At 21.7% G+C, this 11,598-nt stretch carries 8 protein-coding genes and 1 pseudogene; 4 read left to right on the top strand and 5 right to left on the bottom strand.

Annotation, left to right across the window (positions count from 1 at the left end):
* The first annotated feature begins 509 nt into the window (after positions 1-509).
* On the top strand, positions 510-2,075 hold the full coding sequence (gene purH, locus RJT30_RS00135) for a bifunctional phosphoribosylaminoimidazolecarboxamide formyltransferase/IMP cyclohydrolase (protein WP_343190338.1): 1,566 nt from the start codon (positions 510-512) through the stop codon (positions 2,073-2,075).
* Between the two features lie 213 nt (positions 2,076-2,288).
* Here the strand turns inward: purH and metE are convergent.
* Positions 2,289-4,558 (bottom strand): annotated as a pseudogene (metE, locus tag RJT30_RS00130) (5-methyltetrahydropteroyltriglutamate--homocysteine S-methyltransferase).
* Between the two features lie 141 nt (positions 4,559-4,699).
* Between metE and RJT30_RS00125 the strand changes: the two are divergent.
* Positions 4,700-5,626, top strand: coding sequence for a LysR substrate-binding domain-containing protein (locus RJT30_RS00125; RefSeq protein ID WP_343190337.1), 927 nt, complete (start codon positions 4,700-4,702; stop codon positions 5,624-5,626).
* On the opposite strand, the gene rpoH is transcribed toward RJT30_RS00125, so the two are convergent.
* Entirely contained in the window at positions 5,613-6,479 is an 867-nt protein-coding gene (rpoH, locus tag RJT30_RS00120; protein ID WP_343190336.1) for an RNA polymerase sigma factor RpoH, read from the bottom strand. The genes RJT30_RS00125 and rpoH overlap by 14 nt on opposite strands.
* Positions 6,480-6,608: 129 nt before the next feature.
* Positions 6,609-7,601, bottom strand: a complete 993-nt coding sequence (ftsY, locus tag RJT30_RS00115) for a signal recognition particle-docking protein FtsY (RefSeq protein WP_343190335.1) — start codon at positions 7,599-7,601, stop codon at positions 6,609-6,611.
* A 188-nt stretch (positions 7,602-7,789) separates the two neighbouring features.
* On the opposite strand from ftsY, the gene rsmD reads away from it, so the two are divergent.
* Both rsmD and dnaC read left to right on the top strand, forming a co-directional pair.
* The gene (gene rsmD / locus RJT30_RS00110; RefSeq protein ID WP_343190334.1) at positions 7,790-8,299 is read left to right on the top strand and encodes a 16S rRNA (guanine(966)-N(2))-methyltransferase RsmD; all 510 of its coding nucleotides are present in this window, start codon (positions 7,790-7,792) and stop codon (positions 8,297-8,299) included.
* Between the two features lie 175 nt (positions 8,300-8,474).
* Complete coding sequence (gene dnaC, locus RJT30_RS00105; protein ID WP_428994212.1) at positions 8,475-9,203, top strand: DNA replication protein DnaC; 729 nt, start codon at positions 8,475-8,477, stop codon at positions 9,201-9,203.
* A 25-nt stretch (positions 9,204-9,228) separates the two neighbouring features.
* Here dnaC and RJT30_RS00100 read toward each other — a convergent pair whose 3' ends face one another.
* A complete protein-coding gene (locus RJT30_RS00100) occupies positions 9,229-9,795 on the bottom strand; it encodes an elongation factor P (protein WP_343190333.1) in 567 nt (188 codons plus the stop codon).
* Between the two features lie 107 nt (positions 9,796-9,902).
* Entirely contained in the window at positions 9,903-11,552 is a 1,650-nt protein-coding gene (groL, locus tag RJT30_RS00095; protein ID WP_343190332.1) for a chaperonin GroEL, read from the bottom strand.
* Positions 11,553-11,598 lie beyond the last annotated feature (46 nt).

Raw genomic sequence — 11,598 nt, 5'->3', positions numbered from 1 at the left:
TATAAAATACATTTATTACAGTATATTAAATAAATTTTAATATACTGCATATAATTAAATTATTATATCTGCGAAATATTAATTATAATAATTTTTTTTAAAAATACGTAATTACATATTATAAAATAACAAAATAAATTAAAAATTAAACATATAAAATTTAAAAAATGTTCTAAAGAATTCAACTAAAATTATTATAAAAAATTTAATATTATTAAAGAATTATTAAAAAAATGATACTAAGTATTAAATTTAATTATTTAAAATAAATAAAATACTAACAAATTTAAAAAAAATAATAAAAAAATATTCTAAACATTAAATAAAAAAAATTTTACGTATTTTAAATATTTAACAATATAAAATATAGCAAAATTAAATATATAAATATACTAATTTAATGTAATGAAATATATTTATAAAAATAAAAAATATAATTTTAATTAAGACATATAGCATCAAAAAAATTTAAATTACTTTAATGATATTTATAAAATAATAAACACAAAATGAAAATAAAAAAAATAAAAACAGCATTAATAAGTGTATCTAATAAAAAAAAAATAACAATGATGGCACGCAAACTTATACAAAAAAAAATAAAATTATTTGCTACTCAAGGAACAGCTAATATATTAAAAAAAAAAAAAATAAAAGTTACTAATATCTCTGATTACATTCAATTTCCAGAAATATTAGAAGGTAAAATAAAAACATTACATCCTAAAATTTATGGAGGATTATTAGCAAAAAGCTCCGTAGAATTAAATTTAATAAAAAAATACAAAATAAAAAAATTTGATTTAATTATAGTAAATTTTTATAAATTACCAAAAAAAAATGAAAAAAAATATTTAAAAACTATTGCAAATTATATCGATATAGGAGGGCCTTCAATAATAAGAGCGGCAGTAAAAAATTACAAAAAAAAAATAATTATTACAAAGATAAAAGATTACATTAAGATAATTAATCATATACAACACGATATATATATAAATAACAATAAACATTTAAAACTAGCTATAAAAGCTTTCAAATATAATATTTCATATGACATGAAAATTTTAAATATTATTTGTAAAAATAAAAAAAATGTTGATAAAATATTTCCAAAAAAAATAAAAATACATTTAATTAAACAAAAAAATTTAAGATACGGTGAAAATAAACATCAAAAATCAGCTTTATATATTGATAAAAAAATAATTAAAAAAAAACCTATTTTATTTTATAAACAAATACAAGGTTTAAAATTATCTTATAATAATATATCTGATGCTGAAATTGCCTGTGATTGTGTACAAACAATTCAAAAATTTGGATGTGTAATAGTAAAACATGGTAATCCATGTGGAGTTGCAATAGGAAAGAATCTTTTGCAAGCATATAAAAATGCTTATAAAACAGATCCAATTTCATGTTTTGGAGGAATTATAGCACTTAATGAAAAAGTGAATTCTCAAACAATACAATACATCTTAAATAAGCAATTTTTAGAAATAATTATTGCTCCAAAAATTTCAAATAAAGCAAGAAATATTATTAAAAATAAAAAAAATATAAGAGTTCTCATTTACAAAAAAAAAAGAACGAATATTTTAAAAAACGAATTAGAAATACGATCTATAAATGGTAAATTTCTACTACAAACAAAAGATAATATAAATATAGATATTAACACATGTAAATTTGTTACTTACAAAAAACCAACAAAAAAAGAAATCAAAGATTTAATATTTGCTTGGAAAATAGTAAAATTTACAAAATCTAATTCTGTAATATATGTAAAAAATCTAATAACTACCGCTATAGGATCTGGTCAAACTAGTAGAATAGATGCTATAAAAGTTGCACATATGAAAGCAAAACAACTTAAAAAAAATTTAAAAAAAAATGTATTAGCTTCTGACGCTTTTTTTCCTTTTCGGGATAGTATTGATGAAATTGCTTCAAAAAAAATAAGTTGTATAATACAACCTGGTGGTTCTATACGTGATAATGAAGTTATTAAAGCTGCTAATGATAATAACATTGCAATGATTTTTACATATACACGTCATTTTAAACATTAATACAAGAATATTTAAAATTATTATAATTTTTATAAATAAATTTATAATATATAGTATTTTATATAAGCATTTATATTTTTAAATTTTAAATAAAATAATATATTATTTTAATAATTATATTTTTTATTTGTTATTTATTTAATATTATATCAAGTTATTTGAATAATAATGTCTTACAAGAATAAATCACATATTCTTGCAAGATTTAATTAATTACAATATATTTCTTATTTTTCTTGTTGCTTTCATCATATTTTGTAAACCTAATATAGTTTCATTAAAATTTCTAGTTTTTAAACCACAATCTGGATTAATCCATAATTTTTTAACTGAAATATAATTTATAGCTTTTTTAATCAATATTTGAATAGATTTAACAGTAGGAATGTTAGGTGAATGAATATCATAAACTCCAGGTCCAATATCATTTGGATATTGAAATTCTTGAAATGAATCTAATAAATCCATATTTGAACGAGATGTTTCAATAGTAATAACATCAGCATCTAAATCTGATATAGATCTCATAATATCAGTAAATTCACAGTAACACATATGTGTATGGATTTGTGTAGTATCTTTTACACCAGATGACATTAAACGAAAAGAATTTACTGCCCAAGATAAGTAATTACCCCAATCTTTTTTTCGAATAGGCAACCCTTCTCTTAAAGCTGGTTCATCAATTTGAATAATATTTATTCCTTTAGATTCTAAATCTTTCACTTCATCACGTAAAGTTAATGCAATTTGTTGAGCAATTAATTCTTAGAAATATCTTCTCTAGGAAATGACCAACACAATATTGTAACTGGACCAGTTAACATACCTTTAACAGGTTTGTTAGTTAATGATTGAGCAAATTTAGACCATTTAATTGTAATAGGTTTCTTTCTATTAATATCTCCAACTATAATTGGAGGTTTTACACAACGTGAACCATAACTTTGCACCCAACCATTAGTAGTAAAAACAAAACCATCCATATATGCACTAAAGTATTCAACCATATCATTTCTTTCTGGTTCGCCATGTACTAAAACATCTAAACCTAATTTTTCTTGTAATTTAATAATTTTAACAATATATTGTGATATTTCTTTATTATAATATTCTTTAGTAATGTTTTTAAGTTTATAATCTAATCTTAATTTACGTATTGCTTTAATTTGTGGAAAAGAACCAATAGTAGTAGTTGGTAATAACGGTAAATTAAATTTTTTTTTTTGTTTTTCTTTTCTTATTTTATATATATTTTTTCTTTTAAAATGTGAACTATTTAATTTACTTAAACGTTTTTGTATATCTTTATTATGAATTTTTTGAGTATTAGCATGACTATGAATGATCTTACTATATTTTTCAATTTCATATATATTATTTGTATTTAGAGCATCTTTTAATAAATTCAATTCAAAACATTTTTGCACAGCAAATGCAAACCATTTAGATATACTTTGATTTAAATTATTTTCATAAGAAATATCAATAGGCACATGTAAAAAAGAACAAGAAGGACCAATCCAAAAATTTTTTCTTATATTAATAATTGGATATAACATTTTAAACCAATATATTAAATCAGCTCGCCAAATATTTCTTCCATTTATTATACCAAATGATAATAAAATATTTTTAGGAATATATTCATGTAAAAGTGATAAATCATATTTACCATATACTAAATCCAAATGCAATCCTTGAATAGGTAATTTTTTAACTATATCTATGTTATGATTAATTTGTTCAAAATATGTTGTTAATAATATTTTAATTGAACCAGATAATTCATTATATGTATATAAAAATGCATTTTTCCAATTTTCAGGTAAATCTAAAGACAATATTGGTTCATCTATCTGTACCCAAGAAATATTTCTTTTTTTAAATTCATTTAATAAAAATTTATATATTGGTAGTATTTTTTTTAATAAATCTAATTTATTAAAATTTTCTCCTTTAATTTTACCTAACCATAAATAAGTTAAAGGACTTAAAAGAATAGGTTTTATATTATAACCTAAAGATAAAGCTTCATCTACTTCATTTAATAATTGGTTCCAAGAATATTTAAAAACTTGATTTTTATAAAATTCTGGTACAATATAATGATAATTAGTATTAAACCATTTGGTCATTTCTGAAGCAGGTATAGAATCACCATATGAAGTAAAACCACGCGCCACGCGAAATAAAGTATCTATATTAATTATATTTTCGTTTTTTTTTTGATGTCTTAAAGGTATATTACCTAATAACATACTCGTATTTAAAACATGATCATACCAAGAAAAATCTCCAACTGAGATAAAATCTAATCCACTATCATATTGTATTTTCCAATTTTTTTTACGAATTTCACTACCTACTGCAAATAATTTTTTTTTATTAATTAAACCCGCCCAATATTTTTCTTGAGCAAATTTTAATTCTCTATTTAATCCAATTCTTGGAAAACCAAGTATATGATTTTTAAAAGCCATATTATTTTCTCAAATAAAAATATAATTAATTCTAAACAAAAAAACAAGTTTTTATTTAACATCAGTAAATATAATTTATAATTATAAATTAATATATAATAAAAATATGTAAATTATTAATTAATAAAATTAAAAAAAATCATGATTGAAATAAAATATTTAAAAACATTAACTATACTTAAAAAAAACGGATCAATAGCTGCCACTGCAGTGCAATTACATAAAACACAATCTGCTTTATCACATCAATTTAAAAATATTGAATCAAAATTAGGTTTTAAAATATTTATTAGAAATAGCAAACCAATAAAATTTACTATACAAGGTAAAAGATTATTAAAATTAGCAAAAAAAATATTACCTATAATTAATAAAACAATAAAAAAATGTGTAAACAATATTTCTAAAAAAATAAAAATCGCTATAGAATATCATAGCTGTATTCATTGGATTATACCAGCTTTTAATTCATTCAAAAAAAAATGGCCAAATATAATGTTAGATTTTCAATCAAATAACATTTTTAATCCACAATCTGCTTTACAAAAAGGTGATATAGATATAGTATTAACTTCAGATATATTACCAAAAAGTAATTTATTTTATCTACCTATATTTGATTTTGAAATAAGATTAATTTTTTCAAATAATCACGTACTTCAAAAAAATAAGAATATATTAAAGGCAAAAGATTTAAAACATGAAATATTTATGATTTATCCAATCCAATTACACCGTTTAGATATATGGAAAAAATTTTTAAAACCTTCAGGTATTATTCCAATATTTAAAAATGTAAATAACACTTTGTTATTAATTCAAATGGTTTCTGCAAATATGGGGATATCTGCTTTGCCACATTGGGTTATTAGATATTTTGAAGAAAAAGGAGTTATATCTACAAAAAAAATAGGAAATGGTTTATGGAATAGATTATATGCTGCAATTCGTTATGATGAACATGAACAACCAATAATTAAAGAATTGATAAAATTTATAAAATTACATTCATATAACTATACAATAGATAAAAAAAAAAACAGTTTTAATACATTTAATTATTTATAAAAATACGTAATTTTTTTATTGCATTTTGTTCTAATTGCCTTACTCTTTCTGCTGAAATACCATAATAATTAGCTATCTTTTGTAAAGTAATTTTTCTATTATTACGATTTAACCAACGAGAATTAATAATATTTCGACTTCTTTCATCTAAATATGATAATGCTATAATTAATTTATTTTTAATGTGTTTATACCAATTTTCTTTTTCAAAACCATTCGCAAAATTTGATCTTCCATCTTTTAAATATCTAATTGTAACCATTGTATTTTTTTCTTTTATTAAATTATTAAGTGATATAGGTAAATTAACATCTTGTGTAAACATCCTTTGTTCCATTTCTTTTACATCTAATCTATTGACACCTAAACTCTTTGCTATTATTTTTAATTCTAAAATTCCAAGCCAACCAATTTTTTTTTTTTTTTTTCTTAAATTAAAAAACAATTTTCTTTGAGATTTAGTAGTAGCTACTTTAACAATTTTCCAATTGCGTAAAACATATTCATGAATTTCTGATTTAATCCAATGTACAGCAAAAGAAACTAAACGAACACCAATATAAGGATTAAATTTGCGTATTGCTTTCATTAAACCAATATTACCTTCTTGAATTAAATCACTATGTAATAAACCATAATTATAATAACTTTTTGTAATATGTACTACAAAACGTAAATGTGATAAAATTAAAATTCTTATTGAATATAAATCACCATATCTATAAAACTTTTTAGATAATAATTGCTCTTCATCAAATGATAATAAAGGCCAGATATTTGTAGCTCTTATATATGCATTTAAATTACCTAAAGTAGGTACTTCAATGCATTTTATTTCATGAAATACTGGCATTTTGCAAATCCTGTGAATAAAATTATTATTAAAACATTGAATTATATATATTTATTTTATAAATTTTTAATATATATAAAGTACAGATTTCCAATCTAAACTAAAAATTTTAAAAAATATTAAAAAATATTATTTTTTAAAAAAAAAATTATCTAAATAATTTTTATTTTTAAAAGAATAAAAATCATCTATATTTTCACCCACAGAAATATAATTAATTGGTATAGAAAATTTTTGTATTATATAAAATATCACTCCACCTTTAGCTGTTCCATCTAATTTAGTTAATATTATACCATTTATATTTAGATATTTATTAAAAGTTTTAGTTTGTAAAATAGAATTTTGACCATTAGTTGCATCTAAAACTAAAAGAATTTCATGTGGAGCGTTTTTATCAATTTTTTTAATAACAGAAACTATTTTTTTTAATTCTTGCATTAAACTTATTTTATTGTGTAATCGACCAGCAGTATCTGCTATAACAACATCAATTTTTTTTGCTTTTGCTGATTGAATAGTATCGTAAATAACAGAAGCTGAATCTGCACCTAATAATTGTGAAATTACTGGAACAGAATTAATTTTTCCCCATTTTTTTAATTGATCTACTGCTCCAGGTCTAAATGTATCCCCTGCAGCTAAGACAACAGAATGTCCAGAATTAATATATTTTTTAGTTAATTTACCAATTGCACTTGTTTTTCCAACACCATTACTACCTACAATTAATATTATATGTGGTTTATTATTAATATTATTTTCATAAGGAGGGGATTTTGACAAAATTTTTTTTAAAATATTCTGAAAAATTAAATAAGCATTATCAACTTCAGTTATACATTGTGAATTAACTTGTACACGTACTTTATTTATTATTTTTTTAGAAAATTTTACACCAAAATCTGATAAAATTAACTCTTCTTCTAATTTTTTAAAAAAATTTTTATCAAGATTATTATTTGAAAAAAAATGTTTGATTTTTTTAAAAATATTATTAGTAATATTATTTAATTTTGAATATAAATTTTTTTTTTTTTTAATACTTTGTTTTTTTATATCTAATGATTTCTTTTTTTTTTTTTTAAATAACCAATCAAAAAAAGATTTTTTTTTGTTCATAAGTGCAAAACCTATTAATAGAATAATATTTAATATAATAATTAATATAAATTAAATAAATTTTAAAATTTAATTATAATTATATAAATTATCAAATAAATAATTTAATTTTTAAATATTATTAAATACATTTATATAAATTATTATAATATTTAATTATTTTTATTAATAAACAAAAAATTTTAAAAATGAATTTATTTAAATATAAAAAAAAAGAATTAAGACCTACAACAAGTTTAACAAAAAAAATTTTATTTAGTTGGTTAAAACCAAAAATTATAAATGCTTCTTGTTTAGATTGTTTTGCAGGATCTGGTGCATTAGGAATCAATGCTGCTATAAATTACGCAAAATATGTAACATTATTAGAAAAAAACCAACATTTTTTTTTACAAATTAAAAAAAAAATAAAGTTATTAAAATTAAAAAATATTGAAATAATTAAAACAAATACATTAAATTGGTTAAATAAAAAAGGATTTGTTTATGATATAATTTTTTTAGACCCGCCATTTAAAAAAAATATATTACAAAAAGTAATTTTTTTAATAGAAAAAAATAATTGGATACGAAAAGATTCAATTATATATATTGAAAAATCTACATATAATAAAAATATCATTATTCCAAAAAAATGGTTTTTATATAAAAAAAAAACATATAAAAATTTATCGTTTTATATATATATATGTAAATAAATTTAATATTTAAAGTATTAAAAAATTTTATAAAATAATTTTTAAAATATTATATTAATATTATTTAAAATTAAAAATATAACACTTAATATAATATATTATATTAAAAATTTAAAATATTAGATATTATTAATATATAAATTATCAAAAATTGAGAAATAAAATGCATGAATATATGAAGTTTATTGAGAGATTTAAAAGGTTAATACCTAAAAATATTAAACCAAAATTTAAAAATGAAAAAGAATTACTTTTATGGCATAAAAAACAAGAAAAAATATCTTCAACATATGTAATGCAAAATAATAAGAAAACAAAAATTAAAAAATTATTACAAAAATCAGGAATTAAAAAATTATATACTAATTGTTCATTTGAAAATTATAAAATACAACATCAAGGTCAAAAAAAAGCAGTTTTAGCAGCTAAAAATTATGCACAAAAATTTAATAAAAACATTTCTAGTTTTATATTTTCAGGAAAACCTGGGACAGGAAAAAATCATTTAGCATCAGCAATAGGAAAATATTTAATTGAACAAGGAAAAAAAGTTTTAATAATAACAGTAGCAGATTTAATGTCTAATATAAAAAACACATTTCATAATAAAAGTAAAATAACAGAAGCGGAATTATTAAAAAAAATAAGTGAAATAGATCTTTTGATAATAGATGAAATTGGCATTCAAATTGAATCTAGATATGAAAAAGTAATTCTTAATCAAATTATAGATAGACGTTCATCTTCTAAAAAACCTACAGGTATGTTATCTAATTTAAATTATAAAAGAATGCAGTTACTTTTAGGAGATAGAGTAATTGATAGAATGCGATTAGGTAATAGTATATGGATTAATTTTACATGGGAAAGTTTTAGAAGAAATATTACAGGACATGAAAAATAAAACACTAAAATATACAAAATAAAAATTAACGGATTCTTGAAACATATGTTTCAGTACGTGTATCTACTTTTATAATATCACCAACTTGTATAAATAAAGGTACTTTAATTAAAGTATTAGTTATTAGTTTAACTATTTTATTATTAGATAATAATTCATCTTGTTGTATTTTTAAAGAATTCTTAATAACTTTTATTTGCACAAAATTATTTAAAATTACAGAAATAGGTTTATTATTCCACAATAAAATTTTACATGTATCTTCTGCTAATAACCATTTTTTACTATTTGCAACAATATTTTTTTCTATAGTGATTTGATTTAAATTTTTTGGATCCATAAAATGCCAAACTATATTATCATTAAATAAATATATATATTTACGCTTAACTATATTAGCAGAAGGTAAAAGCTTAGAAGATTTAACAGTTATATTAATTAATGTGCCAGTTAATAAACGTCTTAATTTTAAACGTACAAACGCTCTACCTTTTCCAGGTTTAATAAATTCACTATATTCAATTAAATAAGGTTCAGATTTATAAAGTATTTTTCTACCGCATTTAAAATTATTTGAAAAAGAGAGTTTCATTTTTAAAACCTTAATAAATAGTATAAAAGTATAAAGTCATCCCGATTGTATTCGGGATGACAAAATTTTTATATAATTAATTATATTATATATATAAAAATTATTACTTACATCATTCCACCCATACCACCCATACCACCATTAGCAGAAGGGTTATTTGTTATATCTGATTTATCTTCTTTAGATAAATCTGTTACCATACATTCTGTGGTAATCATTAAACCAGCAACTGAAGCGGCATATTGTAAAGCTGATCTAGTAACTTTTGTAGGATCTAAAATACCAAAATTAATCATATCACCATATTCATCAGTAGCGGCATTATAACCATAATTACCTTTCCCATCTTTAACATTATTAGTTACCACTGATGGTTCTTCACCGGAATTAGCTACTATTTGACGTAATGGAGCTTCCATTGCACGTAAAGCAACACGAATACCTACATTTTGATCTTCATTTTGCCCTGTAATGGTTGATATTTTTTCTGCTACTCTTACTAATGCAACTCCCCCTCCAGGTACAACACCTTCTTCTACAGCTGCTCTAGTAGCATGTAAAGCATCTTCTACTCTTGCTTTTTTTTCTTTCATTTCTACTTCTGTAGCTGCACCTACTTTTAAAACTGCTACACCACCAGAAAGTTTCGCTAATCTTTCATTTAATTTTTCTTTATCATAGTCAGAAGTAGCTTCTTGTATTTGTTGACGTATTTGATTAATACGACTATGTATAGAATGTTTTTCACCTATACCACCGATTATAGTCGTGTTTTCTTTAGTTATTACAACACGTTTTGCTTGACCTAAATCTTCTAAAGTAGATTTTTCTAATTCCATAGCTAATTCTTCAGAAATTAAAGAACCACCTGTTAAAATTGAAATATCTTGTAACATCGATTTTCTGCGATCACCAAAACCTGGAGCTTTTACCGCAGCAATTTTAACTATTCCACGCATAGAATTTACTACTAATGTAGCTAATGCTTCACCTTCTAAGTCTTCTGAAATAATTAATAAAGGTTTACCTGCTTTTGCAACTGCTTCTAATATAGGTAATAATTCCCTAACATTGGAAATTTTTTTATCAGCCATTAAAATATAAGGATTTTCTAATTCTACTAAACCTGAATCAGGTTTGTTAATAAAATAAGGAGATAAATACCCTCTATCAAATTGCATTCCTTTAACTACTTCTAATTCATTTTGTAAACCAGTTCCTTCTTCAACAGTAATAACTCCATCATTACCTACTTTTTCCATAGCTTCTGCAATTAAAACACCTACTTTTTCATCTGCATTTGCAGAAATTGTTCCAACTTGTGTAATAGCTTTAGAATCAGAGCAAGGAACAGATAAATTACGTAATTCTTCTACTGCATTAATTACTGCTTTATCTATACCTCTTTTTAAATCCATAGGATTCATGCCTGCAGCAACAGCTTTTAAACCTTCATTTACTATAGATTGTGCTAATAATGTAGCTGTTGTAGTACCATCACCTGCAGCATCGTTAGCTTTAGACGCTACTTCTTTAACCATTTGTGCGCCCATATTTTCAAATTTATCTTCTAATTCAATTTCACGAGCAACAGATACACCATCTTTAGTTATGCTTGGAGCTCCAAAAGATTTATCTAAAACTACATTTCTTCCTTTAGGACCTAAAGTAACTTTTACTGCATCTGCTAATACATTTACTCCACGAAGCATTTTAATGCGCGCTTCATTACCAAATTTCACATCTTTAGCTGCCATATATTCAATTTCCTTTAAATGCATCTAACTTGTTAATAAAAATTTA

This window comes from Buchnera aphidicola (Mollitrichosiphum nigrofasciatum) (assembly GCF_039388045.1).
GTDB classification, from domain to species: domain Bacteria; phylum Pseudomonadota; class Gammaproteobacteria; order Enterobacterales; family Enterobacteriaceae; genus Buchnera_K; species Buchnera_K aphidicola_B.
This window is presented reverse-complemented; position numbering and strand designations above follow the sequence as displayed.

What these genes read in the sequence shown, in the direction of transcription:
- rpoH (WP_343190336.1), bottom strand. Translation starts at nt 6,479, where the DNA reads ATGCCAGTATTTCATGAAATAAAATGCATTGAAGTACCTACTTTAGGT.
- dnaC (WP_428994212.1), top strand. Translation starts at nt 8,475, where the DNA reads ATGAAGTTTATTGAGAGATTTAAAAGGTTAATACCTAAAAATATTAAA.
- rsmD (WP_343190334.1), top strand. Translation starts at nt 7,790, where the DNA reads ATGAATTTATTTAAATATAAAAAAAAAGAATTAAGACCTACAACAAGT.
- RJT30_RS00125 (WP_343190337.1), top strand. Translation starts at nt 4,700, where the DNA reads ATGATTGAAATAAAATATTTAAAAACATTAACTATACTTAAAAAAAAC.
- ftsY (WP_343190335.1), bottom strand. Translation starts at nt 7,601, where the DNA reads ATGAACAAAAAAAAATCTTTTTTTGATTGGTTATTTAAAAAAAAAAAA.
- RJT30_RS00100 (WP_343190333.1), bottom strand. Translation starts at nt 9,795, where the DNA reads ATGAAACTCTCTTTTTCAAATAATTTTAAATGCGGTAGAAAAATACTT.
- purH (WP_343190338.1), top strand. Translation starts at nt 510, where the DNA reads ATGAAAATAAAAAAAATAAAAACAGCATTAATAAGTGTATCTAATAAA.
- groL (WP_343190332.1), bottom strand. Translation starts at nt 11,552, where the DNA reads ATGGCAGCTAAAGATGTGAAATTTGGTAATGAAGCGCGCATTAAAATG.